The sequence below is a fragment of the Cellulomonas algicola genome (genome assembly GCF_003851725.1).
Lineage (GTDB): Bacteria > Actinomycetota > Actinomycetes > Actinomycetales > Cellulomonadaceae > Cellulomonas > Cellulomonas algicola.
In genome coordinates this window covers 1-20,836 of record NZ_BHYL01000072.1, presented here as the reverse complement: position 1 = coordinate 20,836, position 20,836 = coordinate 1, and the positions used below count along the sequence as shown (strand labels likewise).

Below are 20,836 nucleotides of genomic sequence, written 5' to 3'. Positions count from 1 at the left end.
CACACGCCCGCCGCACGCGCCCGCCGCACGCCCGCCGACCTCGCCGCGGCCGGCCGTCGAGCGTGTGCCCCCGTCGTCCCGGCGGCCCGCGCTCGCACGCCCGACGACCCTCGGCGCGCGGGCGTCGCCCTGATGATCCCGTCGCGCGCGGACGCCGTCCCGACGAGCCGCACCCGGGACGACGAGAGCCCCCTCGCCGCAGGAGGCGAGGGGGCTCCGTGCTCCCCGACGGGCACCATGTCCGGGCACCGCAGGGGTGCCCCCGTCGGGGAGCGGGACGGTCCGGCACCGCACGGGACCGGACCGAGTCGTCACATCGTCGGCATGAGCACCGAGTCGATGAGGTAGACGGTCGCGTTGGCGGTGTGGACGCCGCCGCAGACGACCTTGGCGTCGTTGACCATGAGCTCGTCGCCCGAGCCGGTGACCTCGACGGTGCCGCCCTGGACGGTGGTCTGCGTGCCGACGACCTGGTCGGGCGTGAGCTGACCGGGCACGACGTGGTACGTGAGGATCGACGTCAGCGTCGGGGTGTCGGTCTTGAGGCCCTCGATCGTCGCGGGGTCGATCTTCGCGAAGGCGTCGTCGACGGGCGCGAACACCGTGAACTCGTCGCCGTTGAGAGTGTCGACCAGGTTGACGTCGGGGTTCAGCTGACCGGAGACGGCGGCGGTCAGGGTCTTCAGCATCGGGTTGTTCGACGCGGCGACCGCGACGGGGTCGGTCGACATGCCCATGACCGAGCCCGGGCCGTCGGGGACGGCGGCGGCGTAGTCGGCACAGCCCGGGCCGACGAGGTCCGCGGCGGGGTCGGCGGTCATCATCCCGTCGTCCTCGGGCGTCGACTCCTCCATGGGCGTCTGCTCCATCGCGGCCGTCTCGTCGGCGCCGGCCGTGTCGTCGCCCGAGGAGCACGCGGTGAGGGTGAGCCCGGTGACACCGGCGAGCAGGACCGCGGCGACGCGGGTGCGGGTGGTGGTCTTCATGGTGGTTCCCTCCTGAGTCCGAAGGGAGCGGCCCGGTGCCCGGTGGCTCCCCTGTCGAGGGTGGTTCGGGGCCGTCGACGGGGTGGATGGGTGCGGATGTCGACGAGTTCCCGACGCGTCCGCGACCCATCCGCGGACGGCCTCGGCGGCGAACGTCGGGCATGGACCTGCTCACGCTCGCGCTGATCGGCCTCGTCGGCGGCCTCGTCACCGGCGTCTCGCCGTGCATCCTCCCCGTGCTGCCCGTCGTGCTCGTCGCGGGGGCGACGGGGTCGTCGGGTGCAGCCGGACCGCCGGGGAGCCCGTCGGGGCGCCGGACGCGGCCGCGCGTCGCCGCGGGCGCCTCGTCGTCGGGCTCGGGCACGTCGGGGGCAGGCCTGCCCGGCTTCGGCGTCCTGCCGGTGCCCGACTTCCTGCGCGGCACGGCGGCGGGCACCGCAGCGGGTGACGGCGGGACGCGTGCCGCCGGTGCGGGTGGGGGTGCGGTGACGGCGACGATCGACGGACCGCCCTCGGGCGACGAGCCGACGGTGACGAGGGCGCGCCGGTCGGCTCGTCCCTACCTGGTCGTCGCGGGCCTGGTCACGAGCTTCACGCTCGTCACGCTGCTCGGCAGCGTCGTGCTGTCGGTGCTGGGCCTGCCGCAGGACCTGCTGCGCTGGACGGGCATCGTCGTGCTCGCGGTGATCGGCCTCGGCCTGCTCGTGCCGCGGCTCGAGGCGGTCATCGAGCGACCGTTCGCGCGACTCGCTCCGCGCAACGCCCCCAGCTCGAGCCGCGGCGGGTTCGTGCTGGGTCTCGGTCTGGGCGCGGTCTACGTGCCGTGCGCGGGCCCGGTGCTCGCGGCGATCACGGTTGCGGGCGCGAGCGGGAACGTCGGCCCGGGGACCGTCGTCCTGACTGTGGCGTTCGCGCTCGGCGCCGCGGCGCCGCTGCTGGCCGTCGCGCTGGCCGGACGTCGCGCGTCCGAGCGCGTCAAGGCGTTCCGGTCGCACCTGCGCGCGGTACGGGCGGTCGGCGGTGCGCTCATGATCGCGCTCGCCCTCGCGCTGTCGTTCAACCTGACCGACGCGATCCAGCGGGCGCTGCCGGGCTACACCGACGGCCTGCAGGAGCAGATCGCGGCCGACCCGCGCGTGCAGCGCGAGCTCGACCTCGGCGGCCTCGTCACGGCGGAGAACGAGCGCCTGAGCGAGTGCACCGACGGTGCCGACGAGCTCGAGGAGTGCGGCCCGGCGCCCGCGATCCGCGGCATCGACACGTGGCTGAACACGCCCGACGGCGCACCCGTCGACCTGGCCGACCAGCGCGGCAAGGTCGTGCTCGTCGACTTCTGGGCGTACTCGTGCATCAACTGCCAGCGGTCCGTCCCGCACGTCGTCGCGTGGGACGAGGCGTACCGCGCCGCCGGGCTCGTGGTCGTCGGCGTGCACACGCCCGAGTACGCGTTCGAGAGGGAGACCCGCAACGTCGTCGACGGCGCCCGCCGGTTCGGCATCGAGTACCCCGTCGCGCAGGACAACGCCTACGCGACGTGGACCGCGTACCGGAACCGGTACTGGCCGGCCGCGTACCTCGTCGACGCCGACGGGCAGGTACGCCACGTCTCGCAGGGCGAGGGGAACTACGAGGCGACGGAGACGATGATCCGCGAGCTGCTCGTCGCCGCCGACCCCGACGTCGTGCTCCCGCCGCGCACGCAGGTCGACGACGCGACTCCGCAGGAGGACGTCACCCCCGAGACGTTCCTCTCCGTCTCGAAGCGCAGCAACGTCGCCGGGGAGTACGTGCAGGGCGAGCACACCTACGCACTGCCGACCGGGCAGGATCCCGACACGGTCGCGCTCGGCGGGACGTGGACGACGGACTTCCAGGGCGCGAACGCCGGCGCCGACGCCACCCTCCGGCTCCGCTACCACGCGGCCGTCGTGCAGACCGTGCTCGGCGGGACGGGCGAGGTGGGCTTCGTCGTGCGCGGCGCCGACGGGCGCGTCGTGGACCGCGGCACGCTCGACGTGGCCGGACCGCCGCGGTCCTACCCGGTCGTCGACGGCGACGAGGTCGCGGAGGGGACCGTCGAGCTCGACGCCCCCGAAGGCGTGACGGTCTACTCGTTCACCTTCGGGTGACGCCCGCGACGGACACGGATCCGGGCGCGACCAGCCACGGCGCGCGGGAACGTCTGTCAGGGTGGTGCGCATGCGGACCCTCACGCTGACCTCGACGATCGCCCTCTGCACCCTGGCCCTCGCGGCCTGCGCGACCGACCCGGAGGCCCAGGAGACGCCGCCCCCGGCGACGTCCGCGTCGGCGCCTGCCGCGTCGTCCTCGCCGACCGGCTCCGTCGCGACGGACGTCGCACCCGAGGTGATGCTGACCGAGGCGGCGTGGACGGCCGTCGGTCCGCAGGCCCCGCGCGACGAGTCGACGGGCGTCGTCGACTGGCGCCTGCCGGAGGCGTGCGCCGCGGGCGACCCGACCGGCGCGTCGGCGATGCGGACCGTCTCCCAGGGCTCGGGTGAGTTCGAGGCCCCCGTGGGCGTGCAGCAGGTCGCCGTGCTCGCGGATGCGGACGCCGCCGTCGCGGAGGCGGAGCGTCTGACCGCCGCGCTGGGCGCGTGCACCGAGGGTGAGCCGCCGACCCGGTACGTCGCGGAGCCGCTCGCGGTGGGGGCGCAGGGGCTCGGGCTGGCGACGGACTACTACGGCTCGTCCGCGTCGGGCTCGCTCGACGACGCGATGGGCACCTACGTCGCGGTGACGCGGCGCGGCAACGCCGTGATGCTCGTCGGGCTGGACGGGGGCGAGGGGACCGTCGGCTCGGCGCGCACGACCGTCTCCGGCCTCGCGCAGCAGGGCTGGGAGCTGCTGTGCCCGTTCGACTCGGCGGGTTGCTGACGCACGGCGCGAACCCGCCGACGGCACCCGCGTCCTGACCGCACAGGTCGCGCGCGGTCGGTACGCGCCCGCTCGCCCCGGCGGCGCCGACCGTGGGGCCGTCGACGCGTCAGGACGTCGGGCGGAGCACGGTCAGCCGCAGGGCGGCGCGCGCCCCCGCCGGCACGACGGGCGCACGCGGGGCGACGGGCGCGACGCGCACGTAGGCCTCGCCGAGCGGGGGTCGCGGGTCCGGGTCCCCGGCGTTCGGCCAGAGCGCGCACGCGCGTTCCGCCTGGGCGGTGATGGTGAGCGAGGGGTTGACGCCGAGGTTCGCGGTGATCGTCGAGCCGTCGAGGACGTGCAGCCCGTCGTGGCCGAAGACGCGGTGGTACGGGTCGACGACGCCGTCCGCGGCGCTCGTGCCGATGGTGCAGCCGCCGATGAAGTGCGCGGTCATCGGCACGTCGACGATCTCCCCGAGGCTGCTGAACGCCCCGCCACCGACGTGCGCGGCCATGCGTCGGTAGGCGGCGTTGGCCTGCGGGATCCACGTCGGGTTCGGCTCGCCGTCACCGGGTGTCGAGGTCAGGCGCCAGCGGCCGAGCCGGGTGCGGCGGGGGGAGACGGTGATCGACGCGTCGCCGGTCTGCATGACGAGCCCGATGACGGTGCGCTGCGACCACGACCCGAGCCCGGTGAGGACCGACGCGGCGCGCGCCGGGTGCCGCACCACCTGACCGAGCCACCGCACGGGCCGCGGGACGCGTCCCCCGCCGTCGGTGAGCACCGTCGCCAGGAGCCCCATGAGGTTCGACCCGCGCCCGTACCGGACCGGTTCCAGGTGGGTGCGCTCGTCGAGCCAGACCGACGACGTGATGGCGACGCCGCTGTTCAACGGCTCGCGCCGCCGCCAGCCGCGCACGCGTCGGGCCGCGCCGCCGAGCGACTCGGAGTTGGTGCGGGTCAGCGCGCCGAGCCGGTCCGAGAGGCCGGGCAGCGTCCCGTCGGCCTTGAGCCGGTGCAGCAGCGACTGCGTGCCCCACGCCCCGGCGGCGACGACCACCTGGTCGGCGACGAGCCGGCGGCCCGGTCCGCGTCGCCCGGTCGCCACGGTCGAGACGGCCCACCCGCCGCCGGGCAGCGGCGACAGCGACGTCACCGTCGTGTCCGGGACGATCCGTGCCCCTGCCCGCTCGGCGAGCCACAGGTAGTTGGTCTCGAGCGTGTTCTTGGCGCCGTGCCGGCACCCGGTCATGCACTCGCCGCACTCGAGGCACCCGCGTCGCTCGGGCCCGACGCCGCCGAAGAACGGGTCCGCGACCGGCGTCCCGGGCGGCCCGAACACGACGCCGACGGGCGCCCGCCGGAACGTCGACCCGACGCCCAGGTCGCGCGCCGCCGCCAGCACGACGCGGTCCGCGGGCGTGACCGTCGGGTTGTCGACGACCCCGAGCATCCGCCGTGCCTGGTCGTAGTGCGGCGCGAGCTCGTCGCGCCAGTCCGTGATCCCGGCCCACTGCGGGTCGGCCCAGAACGCGGCCGACTCGGGCTCGTAGAGCGTGTTCGCGTAGACGAGCGACCCGCCGCCGACGCCCGCCCCGGCGAGCACGACGACGTCGGGCAGCACGTGGATCCGCTGGATGCCGTGGCAGCCGAGCCGCGGCGCCCAGAGGAACCGCCGAACGTCCCACGAGGTCCGCGGCAACGTCTCGGGGGTGAAGCGCCGACCCGCCTCGAGGACGGTGACGCGGTACCCCTTCTCGGAGAGCCGCAGCGCCGCGACCGACCCGCCGAACCCGGAGCCCACGACGACGACGTGCGAACGCGCGTCGCTCCCCGCAGACGTCATCGTCGACCTCCGGCACCACCGCCCGCGTCGGTCACGGACGTCGTGATGATAGGACGACGCCGACCTCGGGCCGGGGTCAGCGTCCGGCCAGGGCGGGGACGGCCTCGCGCGTCGCGTCGAGCGGGTGCTCGTCGGTCGCCGCGACGAGGGCGCGGACGAGCGGGTGCCACGGGCGGGTCGTCGGGCCGGTGAGCACGAGGTCGCGCGTCAGCGTGGGCGCGAGCGGGGCCATGACGACGCCGTCGGGGAGCAGGCCGCCGCCCAGGCTGGGCATGACGGACACCCCGATGCCCTCGTCGACCATGCGGAGCATCGTCGCCAGCTCGCGGACACGCTGTCCGGGGGAGAACGGCAGGTCGGCGGTGCGGTGCAGGCGTCGGACCTGCGCCTCGCACCCGCCCCCGGACACGAGCAGGCCGTCCTCGACGAGCTCGGCCAGCGGGATCGGACCCGCGTCGACGAGCGGGTGGTCGGTGCGGACGACGGCGCGGAAGTCGTCGCGCGCGACGAGCCGGGCACCGTCCGGCGCCGGGTCCGGGTCGACGAGCACCGCGGCGTCGACGATGCCGCCCTCGAGCCAGTCCGCGAGCTCGTCGTCGTCGCCCTCGAACACGCGCACGTGGACGAGCGGCAGCCGGTCGCCCCACGTCCGCAGGAGCGCCGGCATGAGGCCCTGGCACACCGTCGGCACGGCGGCGAGCCGGACGGTCCCCGCCGACCGCGCCGTGGCGTGCTCGGCCGTGAAGGCGTCGGCGGACGCGATCGCGGCGCGCGCGTGGGGGAGCAGGCGGGCGCCGAGCGCTGTCGTCACGACGGGCGTCGCACGCTCGACGAGCCGGCCGCCGACCTCCTGCTCGAGCGCGGCGACGGCGTGCGAGACGGCGGACTGGCTGACGTCGAGCGTCGCGGCGGCGTCGGTGAACGACGAGCGGTCGACCACCGCGACGAGGACCCGGAGCTGCACGAGCGTGGGCATGAATTGAACCTATCGCGGCATGAGACAGATGCGTTTGCCTCATGTCAGAGGTCTCGGCCACGGTGGTGCACGTGACCCGGGACCGGACGATCGTCGTCTACTACCTCGCCGCCGCCCTCGTGTGGGGCGCGAGCTTCCTGTTCATCAAGGTCGGGCTCGACGAAGGGCTGAGCCCGGCGCAGGTCGTGCTGGCGCGGCTGGCCCTGGGGGCGGTCGCGCTGCTCGTCGCGATGCTCGTGCTGCGTCGGCGCTGGCCACGCGGTGCGCGGACGTGGGGGCACCTCGCGGTGCTCGGCGTCATCCTGTGCGTCGTGCCGTTCCTGCTGTTCTCGTGGGCCGGGCAGCACGTGACGTCGGGGCTCGCCAGCATCCTCAACGCGACGACGCCGCTCATGACCGCCGCGTGGGCGGCGGCGCTGCTGCCCACCGAGCGGCTGGTCGCCCGGCAGCGGGTCGGCCTGCTCGTCGGCATCCTCGGCGTGGTGGTGGTCGTGGCGCCGTGGACCTGGCTCGCGGGCGGCGTGTCCGCGAGCGTCCCGGCCGTGCTCGCGTGCCTCGGGGCGACGGCGAGCTACGGGATCGGCACGACCTACCTGCGCCGGTTCGTCACGCCGCTGGGCCTGCCGCCCGAGTCGGTCGCGGCGGGGCAGATCGGCGCCGGGGCGCTCCTGGTGCTGGCCGCGTCGCCGTTCGTCGTGCCGGCGAGCGCGCTCGGCACGCTCGAGGTGTCGTGGCCGCTGGTCGGCGCGATGGTCGCCCTCGGCGCGCTGGGCACCGGCGCGGCGTACGTGTGGTTCAACCGGATCGTCGACGCGTGGGGCGCGCAGCGGGCGTCGACGGTCACGTACCTGACCCCGCTCGTCGGGGTGGTGCTGGGCGCGCTCGTCCTGGGCGAGCAGGTGCACTGGTACGAGCCGGTCGGTGGCGTGCTGGTCGTGCTGGGCGTGGTGGTGGCGCAGCGGGGGAAGCGGACGCCGGTCGCCGCCGCCGCACCGGGCGAAGCGCTCGGGGCGCGGACGGCCTGAGCTCCGCTCTGCGCTGGATGCCGAGGCAGCCGAGCCGCAGCGCCCACAGGAACCGGCGCACGTCCCCCGACGTCCGCGGCAGCATCTGCGGCGTGAAGCGGCGGCCGGCCTCGAGGACCGTGACGCGGTACCCCTTCTCGGAGAGCCGCAGCGCCGCGACCGAACCACCGAAGCCGGAGCCCACGACGACGACGTGCGGGCGCGTGTCGCTTCCCGCAGACGTCGTCGTCGACCTCCGGCACGCCTCGCCCGCGTCGATCACGGGCGTGGCGATGACAAGCAGCGGCGCGGACGGTGGCCGCTCGCTCCTCAGCTCACCGGTGCTGCCCGCGATGCCCCGCAGGCTCTGTGCACGCGCGCCCCGCGCGGGGCAGCCATGCGCCGCACGCGTCCGTGCTTCCCCCGGCCGCCTCGACGGCGACGACCGGGGCGTCGCCGCCGGCACTCTCGTCGTCCGCACGGTGTCCGGGCAGCGGTGTGCCTACCAGGCCGAGGAGACCGGCCGCGACGTAGACGGTCTTGGTCCTGTCGGCCTTCCGGTCGCGCCGGAGGATCCCCGCGTCGGCCAGGGTCTCGAGCGCCGCCCGTGCGGCGTTGTCGGTCACGGCCTGCGAGGAGGCCACCGACGCCACGTCCAGCACGGGCGAGGTGGGGAGGTCGGCGATGATCCGGTGCGGTGCCCCGTGACGGACACGGCCTGAAGGCGACCGCTCGGCGAGATGGACGTCGAGCGTCTTCGTCTGCACCTCCAGCCAGGAGGCGACGGCGGTCGACAGCCGTACCGACTCCTCGGCTGCGACGCACACCGCGTCGGCGACGACTGCGACGATCGTGTCGTCGTCGCCGCCCCGGTAGGCGTCGAGAGCGGCGTAGTAGCGCTCGCGGTCGCGGAACAGCTCGGTCGAGACGGGGAGCGCGACGCCTGGCGTGAGCCCGTAGCGGGACAGCACGATGCCGAGAAGGATGCGACCGGCGCGGCCGTTGCCGTCGGTGAAGGGGTGGATCGTCTCGAACTGCGCGTGTGCGACGGCGGCCGCGACGACGGCGCTGTGGGCGTGCGACGTGAGGTAGTCGTCGAGGTCGTCGAGCAGACCGGGCACCCGGTCGGACGGCGGTGCGTTGTAGTGCGCGTCGAGCGGAGTGGCGCCCCCGATCCACACCGGCTCCTGACGCACCCCAGCGGCGCCTGGGGTGATCAGCGCGTGCAGGTCGCACACCTCCGCGACCACGCCGCGCGCGGTGGCGGCGGGCCGGGTCAGGGACTCGCGAACGGCGCGGAGGTTGCGCGCGACGATGACGGCAGGAGTGCGTCCACGCTTCACGAAGTCGGCGACAGCCACGGCTCGGGGTGTCGGTTCGTAGCCCTCGATGAGCGAGGACGCGGACGCCTCGGACCGGACGAGGAGGTCACCGATCTGGCCGAGCCCGGCATGCTGCACCGATGCGAGCGCTGCTGCTGCCAGCGCGCCGGCCTCGTCGACGAGCGCCTGCGTCGAGGCACGCAGCACGACCACCCGGCCGGTCAAGGCCTCGGGAACGTACGCCCGGTACGGCCCGGAGCGGGTGTACCGGCGCGGCAACCCGTCCGTGACTGAGGGCGTCCACACCTGGTCGACGAAGGGAGCCATCGCCTCCCTCTCTCGCGGCGTGAGGTGCACGGCTACTCGACCTCAGTTTAGCCGATTCCAGCTAAACTGAGGTCGAGTAGCGTCGGACCTCAGTTCGCACCGCTTCGGCGGCCCTTGCCTGTTTGGCGCCTCGGGCGACCGGGTGCACTATGGACGGCGATCTGCGTCGCAGGAACAGCCCGCGACCGCGAGCACGAGGTGCATCTCGATGCAGCAGGGAAGCGAGGCGGCCGTCCTGGCCTCCTCAGGCGCGGGCCCGACGCCCGCCCCGCACGCCTGACGCCTCACGGCGACGACCCGTCCGGACCTGGTCCGCGCGGGTTCCTCGGTGCACCCCGGCGGGCCGTCTCCTGACCCGTGCCGTCCCCGGCCCCTCGATGGACCGGCGACGGCTCCTGCCGCACGAGAGCCGAGACCCATGCTTCCCCTGACCGAACAGCAGATCCGCACGTCCTTCGTGAACTGCTCGCGCCGCGAGGCCGCGCAGCTCACCCTCCCGTCCGACCTGGCCGACCTGCGCTGGGACCGCCTCGACTACCTGGGCTGGATCGACCGCAAGGCGCCGCTGCGCTCCTCTGTGGTCGTCCCCGTGGACGACGGGGTCGTCGGCGTCACGCTGCGGGCCCCCGAGGTCGCGTCGCGACGCCGCGCGGTGTGCGCGTGGTGCGAGGACGTCTACGCGACCGACGACGTGTCGATGTACGTGGCCCGCCGGGCCGGCGCGGCCGGTCGCAACGGCGACACCCTCGGGACGCTCGTGTGCACGGACTTCGTGTGCTCGCGCAACGTGCGCCGCAAGCCCACGCTGGTCGAGGCCGGACAGGACCCGGCCGGTGTCGTCCAGCGCCGCATCGAGACGCTGCGCGAGCACTCCGTGCGGTTCGTCCGCGAGGTCCTGCGCGAGTCCTGACCGCTGACGGTGCGGCGTCGGCACGTCTGGCGCCGCACCGGCCCGCGCCCGTCGGGGTCGTCCCTCGCGGTCAGGTGGTCGCGCGGTGGCAGGCGGCGAGCAGCGTCTCCATGCCGACGCGGATCTCGTCGACCTCCCGCCGCGACAGGCCGAGGCGGTCGACCATCGCGGCGGGGATGCCGACGGCGTCGGCGCGCATCGCGCGGCCCTCGTCGGTGAGCGCGATGACGAGCTGCCGCTCGTCGTCGCCCGCACGCGTCTTCGTCACGAGGCCGAGGGCCTCCAGGCGCTTGACCAGCGGCGACGTCGTCGCGGGCTCGAGCTGGAGGACGGCGGCGAGCCGCTTGAGCGACAGGTCGCCGTGCTGCCAGAGCGCGAGCATCGCGAGGTACTGCGGGTGCGTGAGGCCGAGGGGCTCGAGGAGCGACCGGTAGACGCCGACGAGCGCGCGGGCGGCGGCGGACGTCGCGAGGCAGAGCTGCGCCTCGAGCGCGAGGGGGTCGACGTCCGAGGCGTCCGTCACGGTGGTCCGCATGCGAGCATCCTAGTGATAAGTTCGTGCACAAATCATCCGCGCACGAATGGAACTCACGATGGGCTTCGCCGACCGGTTCGACGCGCTGAACAACCACGTGACGCTGTTCTTCCTGCGCTTCGTCGGCCCGCCCTCGGTGGGATCGCCCGACGGCCGCGGTCGCGCGGTGACCGACCAGGAGCGCGCTCGTGAGACCGAGATGCGGCAGACCTTCGATCGCGTCACCGGCCCGGACGGTCGGCCGTACCTGGTCGAGCGACAGTCGCCGGAGGGCTAGGACGCGTCTCCTGACTGTGCAGGCGATCGGACGAGGGCGGCGTCGTGGCGGTGAGCGCGTCGGGCATGATCGGCAGATCGGTTCGCCGCACGGTCCCGGCACCGCGTCGTGTGATCCGGAGCACCGAGCCGGCGGGTCGCTCACGGCAGGGGGTTGGTGGCCCACGGGTAGGACGGCTGGGCGCCGAGGCGCGTGACGGACGCCGCGGCGACGCGGGTCGCGAACGCTGCTGCGTCCCGGAGGGCGTCTCCGGCGGCGAGCCGGGCGGCGAGGGCGCCGACGAACGCGTCGCCGGCACCGGTGGTGTCGACCGCGTCGACGCGCACGGCGGGCCACGACCAGGACGCCCCCGCCTCGTGCCCGACGACCCCCGACGTCCCGAGCGTGACGACGACCGACCCCGGCCCGCGCGCCGCGAGCTCCGCGGCGGCGTCGCGGGCACCCTCGGCACCGGCGGTGATCGGGCGTCCGAGCAGGAGCGCCGCCTCGTGCTCGTTGACGACGAGCGGGTCGGCCAGACGCACGACGTCGTCGGGGAGCGTGGTCGCGGGTGCGACGTTGAGCAGCACCCGCGCGCCGGCACGGTGCGCGACGTGAGCGGCACGGCCGACGGCGTCGAGCGGGATCTCCGCCTGCAGCACGCACACGCGACCGCCCGCGACCACGTCGTGAGCGGCGTCGACGGCCGCTGGTGTCACGGCGGCGTTGGCGCCCGGGACGACGACGATCGTGTTCTCGCCGTCGTCGGCGAGCGTGACGACGGCCAGCCCCGTCGGCCAGTCGACGGTCGCGACGTGGGTGAGGTCGACGCCCGCCGACGTCAGCAGGCTCAGCGCGACGGCGGCGTCCGGGTCGGTGCCGACGGCCCCGACCAGTGCGACGGACGCGCCGAGCCGGGCGGCGGCGACGGCCTGGTTCGCGCCCTTGCCACCGGGCAGGGTCACGGCGTCACGGCCCAGGAGCGTCTCCCCGGGCCGTGGGTGACGGTCGACCTGCAGCACGAGGTCGGCGTTGACCGACCCCACGACGACGACGTCGTGCCCCATGGCGACTCCTCGTGCTCGACGAGGACATCGTGGCCGCGACGGCGTCGCGTGTCGCGGCCGTGCCCGCCGCACGGCTCCCCGGTTGCGCTTCGCGGGGGGTCGCCTACCGTCGGCAACGGCCAGCAGAGGTCGTCGGGCGCCGTTGCGCCGAGGCGGCGACGGGCGCACCCGGACGGCGGACGTCGTCGGCACACGATCGGGTGACCTGGGTCCAACCAGCCTCAGTCATCCCAGGACTTCAGGGAGGCTTGTGGGATGGACATGCGGATCGAGGTCACGAACGCCGACGTCGCCGCGGCCAAGCGCGCCTGGGCGCGCGCGGTGGAGAGCGGCGAGAGTGCCGCCCGCACCCAGGTGCTCTACGACAGCCTGCGCCGCGTCATCAACGCGCAGGCCCAGCAGATGGCGGAGGACTTCCGCGCGAAGCGCGCGAGCTGACGGGCGGACCTCCGCGCGCAGCGCGCGAGCCGCCCCGGCGCAGGACCGCGCGGGGCAGCGAGCCGACCCGGTGGGCCGCAGGCAGCCACGGCCCGCGACCCACCGGATCTGTCACGGGTAGGACGTGACGAACGACGGGGTCCCCGTGTTCGAGCTGTCCACCTGACCACCCACGCCGTTGACCACGTGGCGGATCGTGCCCGCGCTGAGGTTGACGGTCATGACGTGCTTCAGCGTCACGCCCGGACGCTGCGGCACCTCGAACCCGTTCTCGGTGACGATCGACGGGTTGTTCTGGTTGAACACGTAGACGCCCGCGCCCCAGAGCTGGTGCGTCTTGACCTTGTCGCCGACCTTGTACCCGGCCCACCCGAGGGTGCCGTCGGGCTCGGTCCAGTCGGCCTGCGTCGGCGGGTCGTACGGCAGCTCGTTCTGGTAGAGGACGACGCGTCCGCGCTCGCCGTTCCAGACGGTGTTGTGCTGCTGGAAGTGCTCGACGAACAGGCCGGTCGCGGTCACGTCGTCGCCGTTCACGACGACGCCGTTGCGGCCGATGTTGGTGCGCCACCGCTGGGTGTCACCGTTCACCCCCTCGGTGAAGCCCTCGACGCCGTGGTCGGCGCGCCACACCCACGTGTGGTCGACGAGGACGTCGTCGGCGTTGATCTCGAGCGCGACGTCGGTGCTGCCCTTGTGGGGACCGCCGACGCGGAAGTAGACGTCGCTGAGCGTGATCGGGTCGCGACGGCTCTTGGTGCCCCAGTCGGGCGCGTGCCGGTGGTCGAGGCCGACCTTGAGCAGCACGGACGACTTCTGCGGGCCGGCGTCGATGGTGACGCCGGCGACGACGATGCCTGGCACGTCGGCGACGAACAGCGGGGTCGCGCCGCGCGCGGACGTGAGCGTCGCGTGGCCGGTCCCGAGCACGACCGTGCCGGGCCGCCAGACGGCGATCGTCGACGCGATGTCGTACACGCCGGGCGTGAGCAGCAGGTGCTTGCCGAGCGCGAGCTGCGCGTTGATCTTGAGCACCGAGTCGCCGGGCTTCGCGACGTAGAAGTCGCGCAGGGGGATCGAGCGGCCGGGCGTCATGCCGTTCGCCCAGGTGATGCCGCGCGTGCCCTCGGCCGCCGACGGGACGCGGACCTGCCACGTGCCGCGCGCGTCGACGTAGAGGTACGGCTTCTCGCGGCTGACGGGCGTGGTGTCGAGCGTCGTGTACGGGGGGTCGGGGAACGTCGCGTCGGCCGGCGCGCCCTCGACGCCGGCGAACACCTGGTTCCACACGGCGTTGGACCAGCTCCGCACGGAGCTGTTGCGCGTGAGCCACTGCTGCTGCGACCCGTTGACGACGTCGCCGAACCGGGAGTCGGCGATGAAGCCGCCGCTCGCGTACTGCGGGCCGGCGGTGCAGTAGTCCATGAGCGAGAACCCGGGGTCGCCCTCGTTCGCGAGGACGTCGAGGCGGCGCAGCGACACGGCCTGCGAGACGGCCCAGAAGTTCGCCGAGGCGCGGCAGCCGTCCTGCCCGGCGCCGTCGATGTCGAGCGTGAGGTTGGACAGCGTGCGCCAGAAGTTGACGAGCGCGATGCAGTTGGGGTTCGCGGGGTCGTCGGACAGGCAGCGGTTGTACGTCTCGATCTTGCCGTGCACGACGACGTCGGTCGGCGACGCCCCGAGGCCGGCGACCTCGGTGTAGTACCCGACCTTCATCTGCAGCGGCTGCGCGGCGGTGCCGTACTCACCGGGCTTGAAGAGCAGCGACCAGCGGGCGGTGCCCATCTCGGCGTCGACCTGCTGGGCGTGGATCTGGTCGACCTTCGCCTGGATGTCGGCGACGGGCATGCTCGGGTCGAAGACGACGACGTTCGGGCCGAGGTTCGGGGTGGAGGGCGCGCTGCCGCCGTGGGCGGTGGCGGGCGCGGCGGCCGTCGCGGCGAGCGCGAGGGCGAGGGTCGCGATCAGCGGGGTGCGACGACGTCGTCGTGACCGGCTGCTCGCAGGGACGTGCGGGTCCATGCGGGGTTCCTCTCCGTCGAGGGTGGACACACCGGAGGAAACCACACTTACCGACCTGTTAGTAAGAGGCCGGTGAAACGTGTCCACGATCAGGCCTCGGACGTGCGCGACGGCCGACGCACCGCGCGGGCACCGGGCCCCGGGTCTACTGTCGAGAGCAGCGGCGTCCACGACGGACCCGGGGGTTCGGACCCAGCCTCTCTCTTCCTTCGCGGCGGAGCCGCGAGGAGGACCCATGCCCGTCCACGCAGCCGAGGCGGTAGGCCGCTACACGTACGACGAGGGGGGTCGCTGGTGGTGGTCCGACACCATGCGGGCGACCTACGGCCCCAGGGCGGGCGGCTCACAGCCGGGCGCCGTGGGCGTGGGAAGCCTGCTGCACCGCATCGACGAGGACGACCGCGGGCGGGTCACCGACGCGCTCGCCGCCTGCATGACGCACGGGACGTCCTTCGCCGTGTCGCACCGCGTGCACGCGGCCGAGGGCGACGGCCGACGACGCGTCACCCTCACCGGTGCCCGCGAGCGCGACGACGCCGGCGAGCCCCGCGTCGGGGGCTTCGTCCTGGACGTCGACGAGGCCGTCACCGCCGCCGCGCGGCACGACGCGCAGCTGCAGCTCGATACCGCGCTCGCCTCCCACGCGCTCGTCGACCAGGCCAAGGGCGCCCTCATGCTCGTGTACGGCATCGACGAGCAGGAGGCGTTCGACCTGCTGCGCTGGAGCTCGATGCGGCTCAACGTCAAGCTCGCGCTGCTCGCCCAGCGGGTCGTCGCAGTCGTGCGCGCGGCCGAGAGCCTGGCACCGTCGGCCCGCGACGCCCTCGAGCGCATGCTCGACGACCCGGACGCCCCGCCCCGTCGACGTGCCGACCGCTGCGAGGTGACCACCTCGACCTACGGGCCGCACGGCCCGGTGGTCACGGTCGGCGGCCGGGTCGACCCGTGGACCGCGCGGCTGCTCGCCGAGGCGCTCGGCACGGTGTGGTCCGAGGCCCGCGCGCAGGGCGGCCTCGTCGTCGACCTCGAACGCACGGCCGGGATCGGCGCCGCGGCCCGGCACCTGCTCGCCGGGACGGCGCGGCGCGCGGACTCCGACCACGTCCGGCTGCGGGTCGTCGTCCCCGCCGGCGACCCCGCCGGGATGGTCGGGACCCTGCCGGCGCGCGTCGTGCGCGCCGCGGACGGGGCCCTCGCGCCGGGACGTCGCCTCGGCGCCGTCAGCGCCTGACGAGCAGGACACCGGACGAGCCTCGCGGGGGCGGAGGTGGTGCTGATGGACGACGCGGTGCGCACCGTGCGCTGGGACGGCGGCTGGGCGACGCTGGTCGGCCGGCGGCTCGAGGGTGAGCCGACCGCCGACGCGTGGCACGCGATCGCGCGCGGACGGCGGACGGCGCTGCGACTCGGGCGACCCCACCTGATCGACCTCCCGGACGAGACCGTCGTGGAACGCGTGAGCGAGCTCGACGACAGGGCCGACCAGGCGCCGTGGGTCGCGCCCCCGACCGACCCGCGCGCGACTCTGAGGTCGCGCTCCGCGGTCGAGCGCGCGACGCGTGCGCGCGAGCGGCTGGCGGAGCCGCAAGGGGGACGCGAACCGTCGCGTCCCGACGTCGGCGACGCCGCAGGCTCGGCCCGGGAGGTGCAGCGCGCCGCGGCGGCCGTGCGCGCCCGGTCCGCCGACGTGTTCGAACGAGCGGCCCTCGCGCACGAGGCCGCGGCCGACGTCCACGAGCGGCTCGCACGGCTCGGGTCGGACGCCGGTCGCCACCGCTCCCGAGCGCGCGAGCACCGCGAGGCGGCCGAGGTCGACTGGCGGATGAGTCGCGCGGGGCGCCCCCGAGGGGCGAGGGCCGCGTCCCAGCGGCCGGGGTCGACGGACGAGGAGCTCCGGTCCACGGTGGAGGAGCTGGAGACGGCGAACGAGGACCTCCTGTCGACGCACGAGGAGCTGGACACCGTGGGCGAGGAGCTCCAGTCGATCGAGCTCGCGCCCATCGCCGGCGACGCGGAGCAGCGTCCGTGGACCGTCCGGGTGAGCGAGGTCGACGACCTCACGGAGGAGGTGCTGTCGCCCCGGCGCGGGCGGGACGAGCGGCGCGATCCCTCGTGACGATGCTCCCGATCGCGTGACGCAGCGTGCGGAGACGCGTCAGGCGGGTGGCGAGTCGTCGAGTGCGCTCGCGACGGCACGCTCGAGTCGGCCCCCCTGGGTGCCGAGGTCGCCGCCCGCCGCGACGGCTGCCTGCATGACGAGCCGTGCGGCTGCGGTCACGTCGACGTCGCGCCGGTCCGCGCTCCACCGGAGCATCTCCAGGGCGCCGGCCCGGTCGACCCCGTAGACCAGGCCGAGGCACCCGATCGCCTGCTCGACGACCGGACGCTCCGCGAGCAGCTCGGGCAGCTTCGCGTTGACGGCCCGCGCGGCACGCGCGCGGACATCGGGGGACACGTCGACGACCACGCCGCGCACGTCGTGCCCCAGTCCCGCCGGCTCCGCGACCCCGGCGATCGCCACGACCCGGGACTCGCCCTCGAGTCGCTTGACGGTGTGCACCTGGGCGAACGCGGCACCCCCGCGCGCGCACTCCTCGACCGCGCGGCGCAGCGCCTCCCGCTCGTCGACGTGCACGTGCCGCAGCAGCGCGTCGAGCGTCGGCGGGACGTCGCCGGGGGACATCCCGAGGACGGCGTACAGCTCGTCCGACCACCAGGGGCGGCCGTCGACCGGGACGAGGAACTGCCCCGACTGGAGGTCGTCCATCACTCGTGCTCCGCGACTCCCGGCTGCGGCGCGCCCGTGGCTGGACACCCTCCGCCGGATGATGCGCCCAGCGTAGTCTCGGCGTCTTCTCGCGGCATCCGAGTCCCGTCCCGGTCCCGCACCAGGGGACACCGGCCGGCGCACCGACGGAGAAGCGGCTCGCGGTGCGCTTCTCCGCGACGTGGGCACGTGAGCGGTGGCGCCGATGGCGCTCTGACGGACCGGCTCGTAGCGTGGACGCGTCGAGAACGCCCCGCGTGCGTCGGGGTCTGGCGGCAGGGCGTCCGAGGAGAGGACACCGCATGGACCGCGCGCAGGACGACAAGGACCGGGGGCCGCTGAGCGCCGGCCAGGGACCCGACGAGTCCGAGACCGACCCGAGCGAGATCGACGTGACCGACGCATCGGAGTCGTCGGAGGAGGACCGCTCGGACGCCGGCTGACCGCAGGGGGACCCCCCTCGCCCCGCCGCAGGGCGAGCCGCACCGACGTCGCAGGTCGCGCCGCCGGGAGAACCGCTTCGGCTCGCCGACCCGGGAGAAGCGGCGCTGGGACGGCGGGTCGACGGACTGATGGCGGCGACGACGACGACCGCGCCGGCCGGGGTCGAGGCCCCGCGCCGGCGGCGGTCGAGCGTGTCGAGCCGCGACGCGCGCCACGCGTGGTGGTTCATCGCCCCGTGGCTCGTCGGGTTCGTCGTGTTCACCGCGTGGCCGATGGTCTACAGCGCGTACCTGTCGCTCACGGACTACGACGTCATCAACGACCCGCGGTTCGTGGGCTTCGACAACTACCGGGAGCTGTTCGCGGACCCGAAGGTCGCGCTCGCCCTGCGCAACACGCTGATCTACACGGTCATGGCGGTGCCGGCGCACATCCTGCTCGCCCTGGGCCTCGCGCTGCTGCTCGACCGGGCCGCCCGTTCGGCGGGCTTCTTCCGGACGGCGTTCTTCCTGCCGAAGATGACGCCGCCCGTCGCGATCGGCGTGCTCCTGCTGCTGCTGTTCAACGGTCAGCGGGGCGCGATCAACACCATGCTGGGTTGGATCGGGATCGACGGCCCCGCGTGGACGACCGACCCGGACTGGGTCAAGCCCGGGCTCGTGATGATGGGTCTGTGGACCGTCGGGTCGACCGTGATCATCCTGCTCGCGGCCCTGCGCAACGTCCCGACCGACCTCTACGACGCGGCCCGCGTCGACGGCGCCGGGTTCTGGCACCGCACGCGCGCGGTGACCCTCCCGATGATCAGCGGCCCGCTGTTCTTCGTCGTCGTCGTCAACACCATCGCGTCCTTGCAGCTCTTCACCGAGGCGTACACGGCGTTCTTCGGCTCGGGGAACACGACGTACTCCAACGACGCCGCGCTGTTCTACGTCATCTACCTGTTCCAGCAGGCGTTCGAGTTCCTGCACATGGGGTACGCCTCCGCGCTGGCGTGGCTGCTCTTCCTCGTCATCATGGCGATCACGGGGATCCAGGTGCTGGTCAGCCGACGCGTCGTCTACTACGAGGGGGACGCACGATGACCTCCGCCGCCGCCGCGACGCGCATGCCCCAGGGCGTCGTCACCGCCGACCCCGGGACCCCGACGCTCCCGCGTCGGCGCCCGCCCCGAAGGCGCGCGCTGCGCGTCGCCGTCCTCGGCGCGCTCGTGCTCGCGACCGTCGCGTTCGTCTTCCCGTTCGTCTGGCTGCTGTCGGCGTCGTTCAAGCCGCGCGGCGAGGTGTTCGACAACCGCTTGATCCCGCAGACGTTCACGCTGCAGAACTACGTCGAGGTGTGGCAGGTCGCCCCCATGGCGACCTGGCTGGTCAACACCGTGATCGTCACGGCGCTCGCCGCGGTCACCGTGACCTTCTCCTCCGCGCTCGTCGCGTGGGGCTTCGCGTACTTCCGGTTCCCCGGCCGCGGGCCGCTGTTCGGCCTCGTGCTCGCGACGATGATGCTGCCCGGCGCCGTCACGATGGTCCCGACCTACCTCATCTGGAAGGAGCTCGGGCTCGTCGGCGGCCTCACCCCGCTGTGGGGGGGCAACCTGTTCGGCAGCGCGTTCTACATCTTCCTGCTGCGGCAGTTCTTCCTCGGCCTGCCCCGCGAGCTCTTCGAGGCCGCGCGACTCGACGGCGCCGGCAACTGGACGATCTTCGCCCGCATCGCCGCGCCGCTGTGCCGGCCCGCGCTCATCCTCACGCTGCTGTTCGAGATCCAGGCCGCGTGGACCGACCTCATGCGCCCGCTCATCTACCTGCAGGACTCGTCGACCTTCACCGTCCCGCGCGGGCTCAAGGCGATGCTCGACCAGTTCGGGTTCGGCGGGGAGTGGCACTGGGAGATCGTCGTCACCGCCAGCGTCATCACGACGATCCCGATGATCCTCCTGTTCTTCCTCGGCCAGCGGCACTTCGTCCAGGGCATCGCGACGACGGGCTCGAAGGGCTGACCTGCACGATCGCGGTCGGCCGAGTACCCCGGGCACCGACGCATCGGTTACTGTTCGCGGCTTGCCACGGCTGTCGTCCAGCCCCGCGGAGAGGACCCCATGCGCAAGCTCGTCTACTACGTCGCCACGACCCTCGACGGCTACATCGCCGGCCCGGACGGAGGCGACCCGAGCGGCGCCGACTGGTTCTCGATCACACCCGACGTCGTCCGGTTCATCGTCGAGCACTACCCCGAGACCCTGCCCGGCCCCGCACGCGCGGCCATGGGCATCGACGGCCCGGGCCGGGTCTTCGACACGGTCCTGGAGGGACGCGCCTCGTACGAGCTCGGGCTCGCCGCCGGGATGACCGACGCGTACCCCCACCTGCGGCACCTCGTCTTCTCGACGACCCTGGCCACGAGCCCCGACCCCGCCGTCGAGATCATCGCCACCGACGCCCTCGACCGGGTCCGCGCGCTCAAGGCCGAGCCCGGCCTGGACCTGTGGCTGGTCGGCGGCGGCACCCTCGCGCACGCACTGCTCCCGGAGATCGACCGCCTCGTCCTCAAGCAGAACCCGTCGGTCATCGGCTCCGGCATCCCGCTGTTCCGCGGCCCGTTCGCGCCCCACCTCTTCCGTCCGGTCGACGAGGTCCGCCTGGAGAACGGGGTGCGCGTCCTCACCTACGACCGCACCTGACGCTGCGGTGTCACCGGCGGGCGCGTCGCCGCACCCGTGCGTAGGGTCGAGAGGGCGGTCAGGACGCGGCCGGTGAGCCCGTCGCCGAGCCCTCGACGGCGACGCACGCGAGGAGTCCTCATGGTCACGGCCGACACCGACCGCACCGGCGGCACGTCCGACGAGCAGCAGAGCACCGGTCGGCACGCCGGCCCGCGCGCCGACTCCGTCGCCGACCGGCTGGCGCAGGCGCTGGAGAACGCGCACCAGCTCGACCCGGTCGTCGAGCGCGTCGCCGCCCTCTGGCGCGGGCCCCTCCAGCACGACGGCCTGCGGCGGCTGCTGCGCGGCAAGCCGCTCGGCCACGCCGCGCACCCGCTGCTCACCGACGTGCCGC

20 protein-coding genes and 2 pseudogenes are annotated in these 20,836 nt (G+C 74.2%); 13 read left to right on the top strand and 9 right to left on the bottom strand.

The features are described from left to right. Positions 1-311 precede the first annotated feature (311 nt). Positions 312-986: a fasciclin domain-containing protein gene (locus CTKZ_RS05765; RefSeq protein ID WP_124342054.1), complete on the bottom strand. Its 675-nt coding sequence runs from the start codon at positions 984-986 to the stop codon at positions 312-314. Positions 987-1,147: 161 nt separating this feature from the next. On the opposite strand from CTKZ_RS05765, the gene CTKZ_RS05760 reads away from it, so the two are divergent. Then, entirely contained in the window at positions 1,148-3,115 is a 1,968-nt protein-coding gene (locus CTKZ_RS05760; RefSeq protein WP_124342053.1) for a cytochrome c biogenesis protein CcdA, read from the top strand. Positions 3,116-3,185: 70 nt separating this feature from the next. Then, the gene (locus tag CTKZ_RS21425) at positions 3,186-3,884 is read left to right on the top strand and encodes a hypothetical protein (RefSeq protein ID WP_160142838.1); all 699 of its coding nucleotides are present in this window, start codon (positions 3,186-3,188) and stop codon (positions 3,882-3,884) included. A gap of 109 nt (positions 3,885-3,993) precedes the next feature. On the opposite strand, the gene CTKZ_RS05750 is transcribed toward CTKZ_RS21425, so the two are convergent. Both CTKZ_RS05750 and CTKZ_RS05745 read right to left on the bottom strand, forming a co-directional pair. Next, positions 3,994-5,715 (bottom strand): GMC family oxidoreductase, encoded by a 1,722-nt coding sequence (locus tag CTKZ_RS05750; protein ID WP_124342051.1) that lies wholly within the window; start codon positions 5,713-5,715, stop codon positions 3,994-3,996. A gap of 76 nt (positions 5,716-5,791) precedes the next feature. Continuing rightward, positions 5,792-6,691 carry a LysR family transcriptional regulator gene (locus CTKZ_RS05745; protein WP_124342050.1) on the bottom strand — a complete coding sequence of 300 codons (900 nt, stop codon included), beginning with the start codon at positions 6,689-6,691 and terminating at the stop codon, positions 5,792-5,794. A gap of 71 nt (positions 6,692-6,762) precedes the next feature. Here CTKZ_RS05745 and CTKZ_RS05740 point away from each other — a divergent pair, with 71 nt between their 5' ends. Then, positions 6,763-7,716: a DMT family transporter gene (locus CTKZ_RS05740; RefSeq protein ID WP_235843359.1), complete on the top strand. Its 954-nt coding sequence runs from the start codon at positions 6,763-6,765 to the stop codon at positions 7,714-7,716. Positions 7,717-7,726: 10 nt separating this feature from the next. On the opposite strand, the pseudogene CTKZ_RS05735 reads toward CTKZ_RS05740, so the two are convergent. Together CTKZ_RS05735 and CTKZ_RS05730 are read right to left on the bottom strand one after the other, a co-directional pair. Next, a pseudogene (locus CTKZ_RS05735) lies at positions 7,727-7,900 on the bottom strand (NAD(P)-binding protein); the annotation flags it as partial. A 130-nt stretch (positions 7,901-8,030) separates the two neighbouring features. Beyond that, positions 8,031-9,344 (bottom strand): Fic family protein, encoded by a 1,314-nt coding sequence (locus tag CTKZ_RS05730; protein WP_124342048.1) that lies wholly within the window; start codon positions 9,342-9,344, stop codon positions 8,031-8,033. Positions 9,345-9,762: 418 nt separating this feature from the next. Between CTKZ_RS05730 and CTKZ_RS05725 the strand changes: the two genes are divergently transcribed. Beyond that, on the top strand, positions 9,763-10,254 hold the full coding sequence (locus CTKZ_RS05725) for an FBP domain-containing protein (RefSeq protein WP_124342047.1): 492 nt from the start codon (positions 9,763-9,765) through the stop codon (positions 10,252-10,254). A 70-nt stretch (positions 10,255-10,324) separates the two neighbouring features. Here CTKZ_RS05725 and CTKZ_RS05720 read toward each other — a convergent pair whose 3' ends face one another. After that, positions 10,325-10,789: a MarR family winged helix-turn-helix transcriptional regulator gene (locus CTKZ_RS05720; RefSeq protein ID WP_200829650.1), complete on the bottom strand. Its 465-nt coding sequence runs from the start codon at positions 10,787-10,789 to the stop codon at positions 10,325-10,327. Positions 10,790-10,847: 58 nt separating this feature from the next. Between CTKZ_RS05720 and CTKZ_RS05715 the strand changes: the two genes are divergently transcribed. Beyond that, positions 10,848-11,066 (top strand): hypothetical protein, encoded by a 219-nt coding sequence (locus CTKZ_RS05715; RefSeq protein WP_124342046.1) that lies wholly within the window; start codon positions 10,848-10,850, stop codon positions 11,064-11,066. Positions 11,067-11,206: 140 nt separating this feature from the next. On the opposite strand, the gene rbsK is transcribed toward CTKZ_RS05715, so the two are convergent. Further along, a complete protein-coding gene (rbsK, locus tag CTKZ_RS05710; protein ID WP_124342045.1) occupies positions 11,207-12,112 on the bottom strand; it encodes a ribokinase in 906 nt (301 codons plus the stop codon). A 255-nt stretch (positions 12,113-12,367) separates the two neighbouring features. Here rbsK and CTKZ_RS05705 point away from each other — a divergent pair, with 255 nt between their 5' ends. Beyond that, entirely contained in the window at positions 12,368-12,550 is a 183-nt protein-coding gene (locus CTKZ_RS05705; protein ID WP_124342044.1) for a hypothetical protein, read from the top strand. A 111-nt stretch (positions 12,551-12,661) separates the two neighbouring features. On the opposite strand, the gene CTKZ_RS05700 is transcribed toward CTKZ_RS05705, so the two are convergent. After that, the gene (locus CTKZ_RS05700) at positions 12,662-14,569 is read right to left on the bottom strand and encodes a pectate lyase-like domain-containing protein (RefSeq protein WP_225916610.1); all 1,908 of its coding nucleotides are present in this window, start codon (positions 14,567-14,569) and stop codon (positions 12,662-12,664) included. A gap of 235 nt (positions 14,570-14,804) precedes the next feature. Between CTKZ_RS05700 and CTKZ_RS05695 the strand changes: the two genes are divergently transcribed. Further along, positions 14,805-15,800 (top strand): ANTAR domain-containing protein, encoded by a 996-nt coding sequence (locus tag CTKZ_RS05695; RefSeq protein WP_124342043.1) that lies wholly within the window; start codon positions 14,805-14,807, stop codon positions 15,798-15,800. Positions 15,801-15,845: 45 nt separating this feature from the next. Beyond that, positions 15,846-16,685 (top strand): hypothetical protein, encoded by an 840-nt coding sequence (locus tag CTKZ_RS05690; protein ID WP_124342042.1) that lies wholly within the window; start codon positions 15,846-15,848, stop codon positions 16,683-16,685. Positions 16,686-16,724: 39 nt separating this feature from the next. Here the strand turns inward: CTKZ_RS05690 and CTKZ_RS21420 are convergent, their stop codons facing one another. Next, entirely contained in the window at positions 16,725-17,336 is a 612-nt protein-coding gene (locus CTKZ_RS21420; protein ID WP_160142837.1) for a PAS and ANTAR domain-containing protein, read from the bottom strand. Positions 17,337-17,638: 302 nt separating this feature from the next. Between CTKZ_RS21420 and CTKZ_RS21415 the strand changes: the two genes are divergently transcribed. From CTKZ_RS21415 to CTKZ_RS05665, 5 genes and pseudogenes are all read left to right on the top strand, one after another. Continuing rightward, positions 17,639-17,779 (top strand): hypothetical protein, encoded by a 141-nt coding sequence (locus CTKZ_RS21415; protein WP_160142836.1) that lies wholly within the window; start codon positions 17,639-17,641, stop codon positions 17,777-17,779. 129 nt (positions 17,780-17,908) lie between these two features. Then, positions 17,909-18,865 carry a carbohydrate ABC transporter permease gene (locus CTKZ_RS05680; RefSeq protein ID WP_124342040.1) on the top strand — a complete coding sequence of 319 codons (957 nt, stop codon included), beginning with the start codon at positions 17,909-17,911 and terminating at the stop codon, positions 18,863-18,865. After that, on the top strand, positions 18,862-19,779 hold the full coding sequence (locus CTKZ_RS05675; RefSeq protein ID WP_124342039.1) for a carbohydrate ABC transporter permease: 918 nt from the start codon (positions 18,862-18,864) through the stop codon (positions 19,777-19,779). The genes CTKZ_RS05680 and CTKZ_RS05675 overlap by 4 nt, the downstream gene beginning before the upstream one ends. Positions 19,780-19,878: 99 nt before the next feature. Then, positions 19,879-20,460, top strand: coding sequence for a dihydrofolate reductase family protein (locus tag CTKZ_RS05670; protein WP_124342038.1), 582 nt, complete (start codon positions 19,879-19,881; stop codon positions 20,458-20,460). A gap of 120 nt (positions 20,461-20,580) precedes the next feature. Next, a pseudogene (locus CTKZ_RS05665) lies at positions 20,581-20,836 on the top strand (hypothetical protein); the annotation flags it as partial.

Coding starts and splice junctions, on each gene's coding strand:
- CTKZ_RS05715 (WP_124342046.1), top strand. CDS start 10,848: ATGGGCTTCGCCGACCGGTTCGACGCGCTGAACAACCACGTGACGCTG.
- CTKZ_RS21425 (WP_160142838.1), top strand. CDS start 3,186: ATGCGGACCCTCACGCTGACCTCGACGATCGCCCTCTGCACCCTGGCC.
- CTKZ_RS05760 (WP_124342053.1), top strand. CDS start 1,148: ATGGACCTGCTCACGCTCGCGCTGATCGGCCTCGTCGGCGGCCTCGTC.
- CTKZ_RS05750 (WP_124342051.1), bottom strand. CDS start 5,715: ATGACGTCTGCGGGGAGCGACGCGCGTTCGCACGTCGTCGTCGTGGGC.
- CTKZ_RS21420 (WP_160142837.1), bottom strand. CDS start 17,336: ATGGACGACCTCCAGTCGGGGCAGTTCCTCGTCCCGGTCGACGGCCGC.
- CTKZ_RS05745 (WP_124342050.1), bottom strand. CDS start 6,691: ATGCCCACGCTCGTGCAGCTCCGGGTCCTCGTCGCGGTGGTCGACCGC.
- CTKZ_RS05695 (WP_124342043.1), top strand. CDS start 14,805: ATGCCCGTCCACGCAGCCGAGGCGGTAGGCCGCTACACGTACGACGAG.
- CTKZ_RS05700 (WP_225916610.1), bottom strand. CDS start 14,569: ATGGACCCGCACGTCCCTGCGAGCAGCCGGTCACGACGACGTCGTCGC.
- CTKZ_RS05680 (WP_124342040.1), top strand. CDS start 17,909: ATGGCGGCGACGACGACGACCGCGCCGGCCGGGGTCGAGGCCCCGCGC.
- CTKZ_RS05765 (WP_124342054.1), bottom strand. CDS start 986: ATGAAGACCACCACCCGCACCCGCGTCGCCGCGGTCCTGCTCGCCGGT.
- CTKZ_RS05675 (WP_124342039.1), top strand. CDS start 18,862: ATGACCTCCGCCGCCGCCGCGACGCGCATGCCCCAGGGCGTCGTCACC.
- CTKZ_RS05690 (WP_124342042.1), top strand. CDS start 15,846: ATGGACGACGCGGTGCGCACCGTGCGCTGGGACGGCGGCTGGGCGACG.
- CTKZ_RS05730 (WP_124342048.1), bottom strand. CDS start 9,344: ATGGCTCCCTTCGTCGACCAGGTGTGGACGCCCTCAGTCACGGACGGG.
- CTKZ_RS05670 (WP_124342038.1), top strand. CDS start 19,879: ATGCGCAAGCTCGTCTACTACGTCGCCACGACCCTCGACGGCTACATC.
- CTKZ_RS05725 (WP_124342047.1), top strand. CDS start 9,763: ATGCTTCCCCTGACCGAACAGCAGATCCGCACGTCCTTCGTGAACTGC.
- rbsK (WP_124342045.1), bottom strand. CDS start 12,112: ATGGGGCACGACGTCGTCGTCGTGGGGTCGGTCAACGCCGACCTCGTG.
- CTKZ_RS21415 (WP_160142836.1), top strand. CDS start 17,639: ATGGACCGCGCGCAGGACGACAAGGACCGGGGGCCGCTGAGCGCCGGC.
- CTKZ_RS05720 (WP_200829650.1), bottom strand. CDS start 10,789: ATGCGGACCACCGTGACGGACGCCTCGGACGTCGACCCCCTCGCGCTC.
- CTKZ_RS05705 (WP_124342044.1), top strand. CDS start 12,368: ATGGACATGCGGATCGAGGTCACGAACGCCGACGTCGCCGCGGCCAAG.